General features: G+C 65.0%; 11 protein-coding genes and 1 pseudogene. 4 read left to right on the top strand and 8 right to left on the bottom strand.

Annotated elements, in window-relative coordinates; all coding sequences use genetic code 11:
- Positions 1–235 (top strand): annotated as a pseudogene (locus ASE52_RS00235) (hypothetical protein); the annotation flags it as partial.
- A 154-nt stretch (positions 236–389) separates the two neighbouring features.
- Here ASE52_RS00235 and ASE52_RS00230 read toward each other — a convergent pair.
- Genes ASE52_RS00230 through ASE52_RS00215 form a run of 4 tightly spaced genes read right to left on the bottom strand, consistent with a single transcriptional unit; the run spans position 390 to position 3812 of the window.
- Positions 390–1409, bottom strand: a complete 1020-nt coding sequence (locus ASE52_RS00230; RefSeq protein ID WP_057225026.1) for a TRAP transporter substrate-binding protein — start codon at positions 1407–1409, stop codon at positions 390–392.
- A gap of 56 nt (positions 1410–1465) precedes the next feature.
- Entirely contained in the window at positions 1466–2719 is a 1254-nt protein-coding gene (locus tag ASE52_RS00225; protein ID WP_085940280.1) for a TRAP transporter large permease subunit, read from the bottom strand.
- A gap of 47 nt (positions 2720–2766) precedes the next feature.
- A complete protein-coding gene (locus tag ASE52_RS00220; RefSeq protein WP_057222923.1) occupies positions 2767–3294 on the bottom strand; it encodes a TRAP transporter small permease subunit in 528 nt (175 codons plus the stop codon).
- Positions 3291–3812, bottom strand: a complete 522-nt coding sequence (locus ASE52_RS00215; RefSeq protein ID WP_241776885.1) for a gluconokinase — start codon at positions 3810–3812, stop codon at positions 3291–3293. The genes ASE52_RS00220 and ASE52_RS00215 overlap by 4 nt, the downstream gene beginning before the upstream one ends.
- Positions 3813–3980: 168 nt before the next feature.
- Between ASE52_RS00215 and ASE52_RS00210 the strand changes: the two genes are divergently transcribed.
- On the top strand, positions 3981–5006 hold the full coding sequence (locus ASE52_RS00210; protein WP_057222921.1) for a LacI family DNA-binding transcriptional regulator: 1026 nt from the start codon (positions 3981–3983) through the stop codon (positions 5004–5006).
- A 430-nt stretch (positions 5007–5436) separates the two neighbouring features.
- On the opposite strand, the gene ASE52_RS00205 is transcribed toward ASE52_RS00210, so the two are convergent.
- Together ASE52_RS00205 and ASE52_RS00200 are read right to left on the bottom strand one after the other, a co-directional pair.
- Positions 5437–5706 (bottom strand): hypothetical protein, encoded by a 270-nt coding sequence (locus ASE52_RS00205; protein WP_140426105.1) that lies wholly within the window; start codon positions 5704–5706, stop codon positions 5437–5439.
- Between the two features lie 762 nt (positions 5707–6468).
- Positions 6469–6927, bottom strand: coding sequence for a tautomerase (locus tag ASE52_RS00200; protein ID WP_241776884.1), 459 nt, complete (start codon positions 6925–6927; stop codon positions 6469–6471).
- A 101-nt stretch (positions 6928–7028) separates the two neighbouring features.
- Here ASE52_RS00200 and ASE52_RS00195 point away from each other — a divergent pair, with 101 nt between their 5' ends.
- The gene (locus tag ASE52_RS00195) at positions 7029–8015 is read left to right on the top strand and encodes a helix-turn-helix domain-containing protein (protein ID WP_057222918.1); all 987 of its coding nucleotides are present in this window, start codon (positions 7029–7031) and stop codon (positions 8013–8015) included.
- A 126-nt stretch (positions 8016–8141) separates the two neighbouring features.
- Here the strand turns inward: ASE52_RS00195 and ASE52_RS00190 are convergent, their stop codons facing one another.
- Positions 8142–9791, bottom strand: coding sequence for a PAS domain-containing methyl-accepting chemotaxis protein (locus ASE52_RS00190; protein WP_057222917.1), 1650 nt, complete (start codon positions 9789–9791; stop codon positions 8142–8144).
- Positions 9792–10308: 517 nt separating this feature from the next.
- On the opposite strand from ASE52_RS00190, the gene ASE52_RS00185 reads away from it, so the two are divergent.
- Positions 10309–11526, top strand: coding sequence for an MFS transporter (locus ASE52_RS00185; RefSeq protein WP_029413424.1), 1218 nt, complete (start codon positions 10309–10311; stop codon positions 11524–11526).
- A gap of 204 nt (positions 11527–11730) precedes the next feature.
- On the opposite strand, the gene ASE52_RS00180 is transcribed toward ASE52_RS00185, so the two are convergent.
- Positions 11731–13494: a bifunctional protein-serine/threonine kinase/phosphatase gene (locus ASE52_RS00180; protein WP_057222915.1), complete on the bottom strand. Its 1764-nt coding sequence runs from the start codon at positions 13492–13494 to the stop codon at positions 11731–11733.
- Between the last annotated feature and the right edge of the window lie 258 nt (positions 13495–13752).

Genomic DNA, 13752 nt, shown 5'->3' with positions numbered 1-13752 from the left:
TGCCCAGGCTGACGAAGCCGATGCTTCGCAGTTCGCCACCAAGTTCGACACGAACCGCACCCGTGCCGAAGTGGCTGCTGAAGCCTCTACGGTGGCACTGACCAGCAGCACCATCCCCGTGGGCTCGCGTGTCTTGTCTTTCACCTCCACGGCTGACCGCGCCGCAGTGAGCGCCCAGGCTGTCGATGCCCTGCGCACCGGCAAGATCTCTTCCGGCGAAATCGGCTCCCTGTAATTTGCCGCCCTGCACCGAGGTGCAGGTGGACAATTGCCCATGGAAAAGGCCGGGGCTCCTTTGGGAGCCTCGGCCTTTTTTTGCTTTCGTGCCGAGGGGCCAAGGGATGCACGCGGGCATCACTGCCCTGCAGCCCCCCCTTCACCACGCAGGTTTATTTACCAGCGCGTGCCTGGGCCACAGCACCCTGCACGTCCTTCCACAGCGCTTCCCCCACATTGGTGGCAATGCTGGCGTTCACGGCACCCAGCTTCTCGCGCATGCGATTGGCCTCGGTGGCAGGCAACTCATTGACCTGCATGCCCTTGGCCTTCAGGTCCGCCAGCGCCTTGTCGGCCTCGGCGCGCGTGTCCTGGCGCTCGAAGTCGCGGCTTTTCTTGGCGGCATCGAGCAGCACCTTCTGCTCAGCCTTCGAGAGGCCGTCCCAGTACTTCTTGCTGACCAGCACGATCCAGGGGCTGTAGACGTGGTTGGTCACCGTCAGGTACTTCTGCACTTCATAGAACTTGCTCGACAGGATGGTGTTGTACGGGTTCTCCTGGCCGTCGACCGTGTTGGTTTCCAGGGCCGTGAACAGCTCCGAGAACGGCAGCGGCACGGCGTTGGCTCCCAGGGTCTTGAAGCTGTCGAGGAATACGTTGTTTTGCATCACCCGCAACTTGATGCCGTTCATGTCCTCAAGCTTGGTCACGGGGCGCTTGCTGTTGGTCAGGTTGCGAAAACCGTTCTCCCAGTACACCAGGCCCACCAGGCCCTTTTCTTGCAGCTTGTCCATGACCTTCTGGCCCACCGGGCCGTCGAGCACCACGTCGGCTTCCTTGGCGTTGTTGAACAGGAAGGGCGTGTCCCAGATGGCCATTTCCTTGGTGATGCCCACCAGCGTGGCGGTGGAGCCGACCATCATCTCCTGCGCGCCGCCGATCAGCGCCTGCTGCATCTGCACGTCCGAGCCCAGCGCCGCGGCGCCGATGGCGCGCACCTTCATCTTGCCGCCCGAGGCTTTTTCGACGTCTTCTGCGAACAACTTGGTGGCGCGCCCCTGGTTGGACACCTCGTTGAGGCCATAGCCGAAGCGGATGATGCGCGGCTTGAAGTCCTGGGCGGCGGCCTGGAACGAGGCAGCAAGGGCGGCCACCGACAGGGCGGCCAGCAGGGTACGGCGGAAAGTCTTCATGGTTGTCTCCATTGGCAAGGGAAAGAAAGGCACGGAAAAACGGGGGCTCACCGGCATCACCGCATCCAGAGGACGGGCGCGGTCACGATCTGCGGGAATGCCACCAGCAGCGCCAGGATCAGCACGTAGGTGAACAGGAAGGGATTGACGCCCTTGATGACGCTGTGCATCGAGATACGACCCACTCCCGCCACCACGTTGAGCACGGTGCCCACGGGCGGGGTGATGAGGCCGATGGCGCCGTTGAGCACAAACATCAGGCCGAAGTACACCGGGTCGATCCCCGCCTTGACGGCGATCGGCAGCATCACGGGCGCGAAGATCAGGATGGTGGGCGTGAGATCCAGCGCCGTGCCGATGAGCACCAGCACCACCATCATCACGGCCATCAGGATGCGCGGGTTGTCCACCAGGGGACCCAGCCAGCCCGTCAGTACCGTGGGCAGGTCGGCCAGCGTGATCATGTAGCTGGCCACCTGGGCTCCGGCGCACAGGAACATCACGATGGCCGTGGTCTTGGCGGCGCGCACCAGCACGCCATAGATCTCGGGCACCTTCATCTCGCGGTGCACGAACAGGGCCACGGCCAGTGCATAGAAGGCAGCCACCACGGCGGCTTCGGTGGGCGTGAACACGCCCGACTTCATGCCGCCAATGATGATGAGGGGCATCAGCATGGCCCAGAAGGCCTTGACCGTGGCACGCAGACGCTCGCGCAGGGGCAGCGGCGCGCGGCTCGGTGGCAGGTCGATTCCGCGCAGCACCCAGCGCCACGCGAAGATCAGGCCCACACCCATCATGAGGCCCGGCACGATGCCCGAGACGAACAGCGCCGAGATCGAGGTGTTGGTGGTCACGCCGTAGATCACGAAGGGCATGGACGGCGGAATGATGGGCGCGATGATGCCACCCGAGGCGATCAGCCCGGCCGAGGTGTTCATGGGGTAGCCCTGCTGGCGCATCATGGGCAGCAGGATGGTGGCCAGCGCCGCCGTGTCGGCCAGGGCCGATCCGCTCATGCTGGCCATGAGCACCGCCGCGCCGATGGCCACGTAGCCCAGCCCGCCGCGGATGTGGCCCACCCAGGCCTGCGCCATGTCGATGATGCGTCGGCTGATGCCGCCGGAATTCATCAACTCGCCGGCCAGGATGAAGAAGGGCACGGCCAGCAGCGGGAAGCTGTCGACCCCGGCCACGAGGTTCTGGGCCAGCAGCTGGGTGTCGAAGAAGTCGAGCACCCAGGCCATGCCGGCGCCGGTGAGCACCAGGGCCAGGCCCATGTTCATGCCGGTGCCCATGAACACCAGCATGCCCAGCGAAAAGACGATGAAAGCCTGAGCTTCGGGACCCATGTGCATCACTCCACTTCTGCGCCGTGACCCAGGTCCAGCGGCTTGCGTTGAATCAGTTCGATGAAGGCCATCACACCGATGGCCATCGCGCAAAGGAAGGCCGGTAGCGGCAGCAGCGCGGCCGAGTAGCCGAGCACCACCGAGTGGCTGCCCAGACCCACCACCACCTGCTGCCACGCTCCCCAGGCCAGCATGGCGCAGGCAGCGATCACCAGCAGCCGGATCAGGGCGCTGAGCAGTGCAAAAGCCAGCGGCCGCCGGGCCAGTAACCCGGCCAGGCTGGTAAAGGCCATGTGTTCACCCGCAGGGTAGGCCGCCGCCGCGCCGATGAACACCATCCACACGAACAGCAGGCGCGACAGCTCTTCGCTGGCCACCACGCCGCTGCCAAAGCCATAGCGCAGCACCACGTTGACGAAGACCGCCACGGCCATCACGCCCAGGCAAGCGGCCATCAGGGCCTCAGCCGTCCGGGTGAAGCGGCCAGCCAGCCGGGGTGTGGGGGAATCGGGCGGGAGTGGTGTGTTGCTCATGCTGTCTCCGTGGCTGCAATCCAGGCAGACGCCTGGTGTTGAAGGGTTGCCAGGTCCACCGTGGCATCGAGCCGCAGCACGCTGGGCTCGCCCACGGGCGACTCCAGCGTGGCGAACTGGCTGTCGACCAGAGCGGTGGAAAAGAAGTGGGTGCCCGCCCGCGCCGCCACGCGCTGGCCGGCATTGGCGCGGTCGATCTCCAGGAACACGAAGCGCAGCCCGGGGCAGGCATTGCGCAGGCGGTCGCGGTACGCCTTCTTGAGCGCCGAACAGGTCAACACCACGCCCTGCGGGTGCGCCTGCAGCAGCTGGCCCAGCGTGGCGAGCCAGCCCTCGCGGTCGGCATCGGTCAGCGCGACGCCTTGGCGCATCTTTTCGCGGCTGGCGGGACTGTGGTGGTCGTCCCCTTCGATCAGGGCCAGGCCCTCGGCCCGCGCCAGGGCGGAACCCAGGCTGGACTTGCCGCAGCCTGCCACCCCCATGACCACCAGATAAACCGTTGACGGCAAAACACTCATATTGGTAGCGCTATCCAAACAACCCGTAAAAAAGGCATCCGATCCGGATGCCGCCAAAACTGTGGCAATTGATGCAACTTCGTCCAAAATGGCAAGCATTGCGTTGCTCCATTGTTTGGACAGCGCTATCCTAACCAAATCCACCCCTACATCACCGAGGGTTAACCCTTGAGCAAACCCGAGACAAAACGCCGTTCCAGCGGCCGCATCACGCTGAGCGACGTGGCCAAGGCCGCCGACGTGAGCCCCATCACCGCATCCCGCGCCCTGCGCGGCGAGCGCGGCGTGGCCCAGGACCTGGTGCAACGCGTGAAGGACGCCGCCCAGCAACTGGGCTACGTGCCCGACCCTGCCGCCCGCGCACTGGCATCGCAGCGCAGCGTGCAAGTGCCGGTGCTGGTGCCCTTGCTGTCCAACGCGTTGTTCGTGGATGTGCTGGAGGCCGTGCACCGCACGCTGTTCCCCCTTGGCTACCAGGCGCTCATTGGCGTGACCCACTACGACCCCCAGGAAGAGGAACAGCTGCTGCGCACCTACCTGGCCCACCGCCCGGCGGGCCTGCTGGTCACCGGCTTTGACCGCACCGAGGCCGCGCGCCAGATGATTGCCGCCAGCGGCGTGCCCTGCGTGCACCTGATGGAAATGACCTCGGCCACCGGCGTGTACTGCGTCGGCTTTTCGCAGCAGGAGGCGGGCCACAGCATGACGGCCCACCTGCTGGACCGGGGCCACCGGCACATCGCGTTTGTGGCCGCCCAGCTCGACCCGCGCACCATGCAGCGCGCCGAAGGCTACCGCCGCTGCCTCAGGGAAGCAGGCCTGTACGACCCCAAGCTGGAGCTTCTCAGCCCCCAGCCCTCATCCATGCGCCTGGGCGGTGAACTTCTGGACGAGCTGCTGCGCACCCGCCCCGGCGTGGACGCCGTGTTCTTCTGCAACGACGATTTGGCCCAGGGCGGCCTGCTGGCCGCGCAACGGCTGGGCCTGTCGGTGCCCAGTCAGGTGGCGATTGCAGGCTTCAACGACCTGGCGGGCAGCGACCAGATGCTGCCGCCCCTGACCACCGTGCGCACGCCCCGCTCCGCCGTCGGCGAGGCCAGCGCAGGGATGCTGCTGGCGCTGATGCGCGGTGAGGTGCCGGAGCGCAATTCGGTGGATCTGGGGTTTGAGTTGACGGTGCGGGGGAGTACGTAAGAACCTGTTCAAGATCTTTTCGGGGTCGCGCAAGCGCCTTGCCGGGAGGGGGTGCAAGGCGCGCTGCGCTGTGGATAGCCCGTGTATCGGCAAGCGCCGCAACGCCGCAGACCGCCCGGCAAGGCACTTGCCCGAAGGGTTGGCGTGAAATCGGGCGATTCGAAGCCCCGGCTGCTTGCATGGGCACGAGCCCATGCGGCGCATCCAAGGCATCCACTCATCCCGATTGCACTACAGCGCGACCCCCGAAAAGATTTTGAACAGGTTCTTAGGGGGTATCGGGCTGTCACCCGATCGCCTGGAAATTTCTGGATGCACTCTGGCTCGGGCGCTCAAGAAGCTTGCCCCCCGTTTATCGTCAGGGCCGCGCTTGCGCGCGGACCTGCAGGTAAATGGCGTCCCCTTGGTGTGGCGACTTGGTGGGGAGCACCTAGAACACGGCAGCATCGCGCTGCAGAACCAGCACCCCCGTACTGGTCTGAAAGTTTCCATTGCGGCGGGAATGAGCCACGTACTGCGCCTCATTGCCCTCGTTGATGAATACCAGCAGATATTTTCCTTCGGGAACCGATTGCGGAGCATCCTTGAGACAGCCCGGTGCCAATCCGCCCAAGTCTTTGCACACAGCCTTTCGGGTGGTGTAAGGCGTGTAGATGCGCAATTGTGTCCACGCAAAGTCCGCGGCTTGGGTCATGTCCACCACACCCGTGCTGCGCGCTTGGGCGCCGATATGGTCTGACACCGAAGATCCACCACAAGCGGCCAGCACGGACAAAGCCGCAGACACCGCAAACCGCCGCGATACAAGCACCCAAGGTGAATGGAACAAGCCCCGGTATGGCTTGCAGGTTCTAGCAAGCATTTTTCATCCCCATCAGCGAATGCAGCTCTTGGCACTCCACCTTGGAGAGATCGCGCTGGTGCATCCCAGCGACCAACACCTTTTGCATGAGGTTGACGGTGGACGTGGTGCCGTCGGAATGCGTCAGCGAAATCACGACCCCAGGACGGTAAGTGGCGGTGACGGGATGCCACCCCCAACGATGGCTCTGCAGCCATGCGGACCATTGCGCGACTTGTTCCGCCGGGAGTGGTTGGGCGTCAGTTTGGGGTGCGCCACCCTGCCAATGGGTCACACGTGCCGAGGCAATCGGAGTGAATGTCTCATAGCATCCTGCAAGCAGGAGGCACAGCGCCGTGATCGGGACATGACGTAAGAACAATCGCATAGAGGGTGAATGAAATTTTCGAAGTCGAACTGTGCTTTGCTTTCAGCTACCCATCCCATCCCATCCCATCTGGCGCAGCTCGCGCCGCGCCGCGGGCCAAGAGGGATCTGCAACACCGCCCATGCTTGGGTGATGACAAAAGCATCATCCCCCAGCCATCGTCCGCCCCCCTTTGAGATAGCGCGGCGGAAGAATTCTGCTGGATTGTTTTGCGAGGGCGCCAGCGCCCGCTTTCACTGCGGCGTGACCAGGTGCTGCAAATGTGCAAACCCCGCAGCCCGGGCAAAGCTTGGCAACGTCCAGATCGCGCCATTGACCCCCCAGGATCCATCATCGACTTCGTGCAGGACGACGGAGGTGGCGAGATGGCGCTTTTCATCCAGCGGCATCGATTGCCTGAACGCTTCGTGCATCAAGCGCACGTAGTCGGCTCGCGACACCTTGTCGAGCACACCCACAGGCAGGTAAATCATCGCCATGCAAGGCAACATCTGAGAACCCACATCAGCGCCACCGCACGTCCAGCTGCTGACGGCGACTTCGCGGATCAACACCCAGCACAGTGCGCGTTTGCGCGGCTCGTCAGGAATTTGCTCGGCATGGGCTGCGGCTTCGTTGACGCGGCGAATCAAAGAGACTCGGGCATCACCGGAAAAAGAACCTTCTGGCACATGGATCAGGATGGTTGGCATGGTGGGTCGCGGGATCACAGGGTTGTAGAAGACAACCATTGAACCGAATTTCCGAATGCGCTTAAAGTGTCTTTTTTGACATTTTTCACGCCAAATCAGCCATGCTCGATTTCACCATCCTGGTGCTTCCAGGGGCCTACGCAGCCAGCGTCGCCGCAACGCAAGACATGCTGCACGCGGCTTCGGTATTGGCACCCCGCATGGGCGATCGCAAGCCAGCGTGGAAGGTGGTCTCCCCGGATGGCGGCTCCACTGCACTCAGCGGTGGCCTGTGCATTGAAACGCGCCGTGCGCCGCTTCGGGCTGGCCGGGACACTTCCATCTGGGTCGTGCCTGGCCTGGGCATCGACAGCATCGAAGCTGTTGTGCCGCGCTTGGCACAAGCAGATGCTCAGCGGGCAGCTAGCTTGTTGAGGCAGCACTCTGCCGCTGGGGGTATCGTGGCCGCGTCCTGCTCAGCGGCCTTCCTGCTTGAGCACGCGGGCCTGCTGCAAGGGCGCCGCGCTACGACCTCCTGGTGGCTGGCCACAGAACTACAGCGCATGGCACCAAAATGCTCGGTCAATGCGGATCGCATGATCGTCAGTGACGGCCAGGTGATCACGGCTGGTGCCGCATTTGGGCATTCGGACCTGATTTTGCATTTGCTGGGACTGCGTTTTGGATCGAGCCTTGCCCAGGCGGTTGGCAAGTTGCTTTTGATCGAAGGGCGCCAAGCCCAAGCGCCGTTTGTGGTGCCGTCGATGCTGGCCAACGGGCATGAGCTGATCGGCCGGCTGGTGCGGCGGATCGAATCCTCCCTACCGCACCCACCCAAAATCTCGGAGCTGGCCAGGGAATTTGCCATGTCCGAGCGCACGCTGGCGCGCCGCGTACGCGCGTACACAGGGCATGGCCCATTGGCACTGGTGCAGAACGCGCGGCTTCAACAGACGCGCCTGCTGATTGAGAGCAGCCGCATGACCATGGACCAGATTGCCGCATCCGTAGGCTACGAGGACGCGACAGCACTCAGGCGGATGGTGCGCAAGGTGACGGGTGCCAACCCGAGCCAGTTCCGGGGAGCGAGCAAAACAATCACCGACTGAACTGGAGAACCGGCCCAGCGTCACCAAGAACCAACCACCCCGCCCCACAACCACAGCAAAAACCATAGCGGGTAGCGCTTTCTGCAAAAGCGCTGGAGGCCCAAACCACTCCACAAGTTCTTCACACTACACCGCTGCCAGCGCCCGCTCCGACGACACTGCCTTCATCTCCTTGCGCAGCGCCACCGCATCCCGCACCTGCGCAGGCGCCGAGGCATCGACGCGGAACACCTTCACGGTCTCGGTCATCGTCTGGGCTTGGCCGTTCAGCTCCATCGCAGACGCTGCGTTTTCCTCCACCAGCGCGGCGTTCTGCTGGGTGATGGTGTCCAGCTGCGCAACGGCGGCGTTGACCTGCGAGATACCGCTGAGCTGTTCGTCGGACGCACTGTGGATCTCGCCGATCAGCGTGTTCACGCGGCGCACCAGCTCCAGTGACTCGGTCATGGTCTTTTGGGCCGCGTCGGTCTTTTGGTGCCCTTCGCTCACCTTGGCGGCCGAGTCGTCGATGAGCTGGCGGATTTCCTTGGCGGCCGACAACGTGCGGTGCGACAGGCTGCGCACTTCAGACGCCACCACCGCAAAACCCCGGCCCTGCTCGCCGGCGCGCGCGGCCTCCACCGCAGCGTTGAGCGCGAGGATGTTGGTCTGGAACGCGATGGAGTCGATGAGCTGCGTGATCTCGCTGATGCGCCCGGACGCGGCCTGGATCTGCTTCATGGTGCTGGCCACGCCGTCCACGGCCTCGCTGCTGCGCTCGGCCACTTGGGTGGCCTGGGTGGCCAGCACCGTGGCCTGACGCGCCGATTCAGCTGTCTGCTTGACGGTGCCAGTGATTTGCTCCATCGACGCCGCGGTCTGCTCCAGGTTGCTGGCCTGCGCCTCCGTGCGCGATGAGAGGTCCTGGTTGCCTTGCGCGATCTCGCGCGTGGAGACCTGCATGTGCTCACTCTCCTGGCGCGCGTCCCGCACGATGGACAACAGGTTCACGTTGAGCTGGGCCAGCGCTTTTTGCAGCTGGCCCACGGTGTCGTTGCGGGACGCCGCGATCTTCTGGGTGAGGTCACCCGCCGCCATGCGGTTGGCCCAGCGCAGCATCTGCAGCAGCGGCGCCACGGTGGCGCGGTGCAGGTACACCGCCATGCCCAGGGCCAGCAGCACCACCCCCAGCCAGGCAGCCCCGCCCGCCAGGGTCATCGTGTGCCCGCCCAGCAGCGCTGCGCACCAGGACGCGACCACCAGCAGCAGTGTGCACAGCATGATCTTGCCCAGGGGCCCCGGTTGCAGCGCCTGGGCGATGCGGCCCGGCAGGCTGCGGGTGATCACCTGCCCTTCGCGCAGGGTGTGCACCAGGGTTCCGGCCTGTTTTTCAGCCTGCATCTGGCGGTAGAGCTGCTCAGCAGCCTGGACCTGTTCACGGGTGGCTTCCGTGCGCACCGACATGAAACCCGTGGGCTGGTCGCCCTGCATGAGCGGCGTGACGTTGGCCATCACCCAATAAAAGCTTCCATCCTTGCGCCGGTTCTTGACGGGGGCCGACCAGGGGTTGCCGCTGGCAATGGTTTCCCACATGTCCCGGAACGCTTCTTCGGGCATGTCGGGGTGACGGATCATGTTGTGGGGTTGCCCCAGAAGCTCCTGTTTTTCGTACCCGCTGACCTCGATGAACATCGGGTTGCAGTACAGGATGCGGCCCTTGAGATCGGTGGTGGAAACCAGGGTCTGGCCTTTGGGGAACGCATATTCCTGCGTGCTGACCGGAAGATTGACGCGCATGGAGAACCCTTTCGTGGAGGTGCCTTGCGCTCGCCCGGAGCACGCGGCCATTCAACTAAAAAAGCCGTTGCCATGCTAGGCCCAGGATTGGCAATAGGGAAACACTGAATGCGCATGGCGGACGCGCCCGCCACATATCACCAACATGGTGCACCGCACCAATACCATGCCCACCCTCCACGCAGCCACGCACCATTCCAGGGGCTTGCTCGCCAATTACTATGATTTATATAGCAAATAATCGATAACAGATAAGCGCTAGGGCCCGTTTCCTTTCAAAAATCCATCACCACAGGCGCTGGCATAACCATTGCTTGATCACCTGCGCAGCCAACGCAGGCTGCGTGACAGCCCGGTGCAACGGCGGATTGGGCGAACAAGACGTTGGCGTCTTCATGGGGTGTGCTGGGGCTGGCAAACAACCAAGCCCGCAGAGCCCGTGTTGGCGTCTTTTTGTTTTCTGCCCGGCTGCGGGTGTGCTGGCAACAGCACAGCAGCCTCTTTGCGCAAGATCGCCATGCTTCAATTTCGAGAATTTCTCAAGTCAGGCCACGCCCCCACGCTGTGGTCGTCGTTCCTCTATTTCGGCTTCTCGTGCGCAATCTGGGTGATCAACGGCGCGATGGCACCTTTCATCCGCGAGGCCTTCCAGCTCACGCCGACGCAGATGGGCATGATGCTGTCCATCCCCATCTTTGCGGGTGCGCTCATGCGTTTTCCGCTGGGCATCCTGGCGCAGTACATCGGCCGCAAGAACGCCACGCTGGTCGAGATGGCGGGCATCTTCCTGGCCATGGGCTACGGTTTCCTGTTCGTGCACACCTACAACGACCTGCTGGCCATGGGCATTCTGCTGGGCGTGGCGGGAGCCAGCTTTGGTGTGGCGCTGTCGCTGGGCTCGGGCTCGTTTCCGCCGCGCTACAAGGGCCTGGCCATGGGCATCGTGGGCGCCGGCAACGTGGGTACGGCGGTGGCCGCCCTGCTGGCCCCCGCGCTGGCGCAAAAGTTCGGTTGGCAGGCCGTGTATGGTTTTGCCGCCGTGAGCGTGGCCATCCCCGCGCTGGTGATGGCCATCTACGCCAAAGAACCTCCAGACCTTGCGGCCCACAGCAGCTTTCGTGAACACATTGCCTGCCTGTTCGAAAAGGACGGCTGGGCCTTCAGCCTGATCTACGCCGTGACGTTTGGCGGCTTCATCGGCCTCACCGCCTTTTTGCCCAGCTACTTCTACGACCAGTTCAGCGTGAGCAAGGTGCAGGCAGGCCAGCTCACGATGATGGCGGCCTTTCTGGGCGCGGCCCTGCGCGTGTTTGGCGGCTGGCTGTCGGACCACTGGGGCGGCGTCAACACACTGACGGGTGTGCTCGCCATCACGGCCGTGAGCATGGTGCTGTGCGGCCTGGCAGAGAACTCACTGCCCATCACCATGCTGCTGTTCCTGGTGTGTTTTGCAGCGCTGGGCGCTGGCAACGGCGCACTGTTCCAGCTGGTGCCGTTGCGCTGGCCACTGACCACGGCGGTGGCGGGCTCGATGATCGGCGAGATCGGCGCGCTGGGCGGTGGCCTTATCCCCAACGGCATGGGCATTTCGCGCCAGTACACCGGCACGTACCTGTGGGGCTTTGTGGGCATCGCAGTGTGTGCACTGGCCATGCTGCTGCTGCTGCGCGTGATGCAGATCCGCTGGACGCGGACCTGGGCCGAACGCGGCGGACGGGCCAGGACTTCTTCCTGAGGCGTTGCGGCTCCTGCCTGTCCCTGTGGCGTGGGGGCATGGACCGCGCGAACGGCCCCTGCCCGGCATCCCGGCGGGGGCCGCGCCGGTTTCAGAGACCGCGCACCACGTCGGCACTCTGCAATCAAGCAAAAACAGGACCCAGCGCTTATCCCATAAGCGCCAGCAGCTATATTTTCAGTAGCAAATCACCACCACCGGCCCTTACCGGGGCAGGAACAGCAACCAGTAGATCAGCAGTAGATTCACCAGCACGCTCACCGCGAGCGCGATCTTCCACAAGGCGGTGGCGTCGCGCTGCATCAGCGGCTGCGGGCCGGAGGCCGACAAGGGCCGGGAGGCGCCGCGCTCCAGGGCCAGCAGCAGCTCCTCCGCCGTTTCGAAGCGCTGCGCGCGGTTGCGGGCCACGGCCTTCAAGGCGATCTGGTCGAGCCAGATGGGAACGCCCGGGTTGTGGCGGCTGGGGGCCACGGGGTCGCGGTGGTAGCGGCCCAGCTGGTACTGCACCACTTCGCCATAAGGCAGGCGCCCCTGGCTGAGCAGCTGGTACAGCGTGACACCCAGCGCAAACAGGTCGCTGCCCGCATCGGGCAACTGGCCGGACGGGTCTCCGTTGCGTTCGTAGCCCGGCCACTGCTCGGGGTTCATGTAGCTGGGGGTGCCCGCGTGCAGGCGGCGGGTGGCCTCGGGTTCGCGGCCGGAGAGGGCCACGCCCAGGTCCAGCACGCGCAGCACACCGTCGTCGCCCAGGTGCAGGTTGTCGGGCTTGATGTCGCGGTGCACCACGCCCTGGCGGTGCAGCCAGCCCAGCACGCGCGCGGCCTGCACGGTCACCGTCACGGCCTGCCCCACGGCCAGGTGCTGGCGGTGGCGCAGGCGCTGCCCCAGCGTGTCGCCGGAATGCCAGTCGTACAGCAGGTAAAACGCGCTGGCCCCCGCGCCGTCGCCCGTGCCGGTGGCGCCCAATGGCCAGTCGTTGAGCCGCGCCAGATGGGCTGCGGCCTGGCCCGACTGCATGCGCCGCGCCACCCAGGCCTCGTGCGCCAGCGTGGCGCGCTCTTCCACGTCGTGGGCACGCGCGGGCAGCAGGGTCTTGAGCGCATACAGCCGCTGCGTGGCCCCGTCGCGCACTTGGTAGATGCGGTGGATGCCACTGTCGGCCACCAGGGCCGTCACCGTGAGGCCATCCACGGTGTCGCCCACCTTGAGCAGGGGCAGCACGGGCAGATCCTGCGCGCGGCGGGATTCGTCCTGCAGTGTGGCCTCCAGCGCGCCCTGCACCCGCACCACCAGCGCAGTCACGTTGTCGCTGCTGCCACGGCGCAGCGCGGCCTGCACCAGCTCGTCGCAGAGCGCCTGGGCCGCCACGTCCTGGCGCAGCAGCTGGCGCAGTTCGCGCTCGGGCAGGCTGCCGTGCACGCCGTCCGACAGCAGCACAAACAGGTCGCCGCTGCGCAGTTCGCCCTGGCTGTAGTCCACCACCACATGGTCATCCAGGCCCATGGCGCGGGTGAGCTGGTGGGCAAAGTCGCGCTGCGACATGACATGGTCGGTGGTCAGCTGCTGCAGGCGGCCGTCGCGCACCAGGTAGGCCCGCGTGTCGCCCACGTGGGCCAGCGTGTACGACTGGCCGCACAGCACCAGCGCGGTCAGCGTGGTCAGCCCCACCGCAGGCTGGCGCCGCCGGTTCATGGAGGCCAGCCAGCCATTGTGGGCGGACAGGATGCGGTCCAGCGCCACCGTGGTGTCCCAGGTGTCGGGCGTGGCGAAGTAGTCGTTCACCAGCGTGTTCACCGAGGTCTGCGCGGCCTCGCGGCCATTGCCTCCGGTGCTCACGCCGTCGGCAATGGCGGCAATCGCGCCGCGCTCGCGGTCGCGTCCCTGGCCCTGCACCAGCGCGGCGAAGTCCTCGTTCAGCTCGTTGCGCCCGGCCTGCGAGGCGTGGCCGAAATCCAGTTCAAAACTCATGCACCAGCTCCATGCAGGTTCCGTGCCCAAGGTGGTGCGCGCCGCGCCAGGCCAGGGCGCACACCCACGGCCGCTGCGCGGCGCCGGGGCAGCCCTGCACCGCCCACCCGCACACAGGCCTCTTCACCCCCCAAAAGCCGCCCCACATCAGTGCAAACCGACTGGCACAAGCATTGCTTAACCCCAGCAACGACCTCACGAGGTCACGCAATTCACCCGTGCAATGGCGCACTGATGGGTTGTACGGACGAAGGCGTC

This window comes from Acidovorax sp. Root275 (assembly GCF_001428965.1).
Classification (GTDB): Bacteria; Pseudomonadota; Gammaproteobacteria; order Burkholderiales; family Burkholderiaceae_C; genus Acidovorax; species Acidovorax radicis.
The sequence above is the reverse complement of the archived record's forward strand: the minus strand, read 5'-3'. Positions and strand labels throughout refer to the sequence as shown.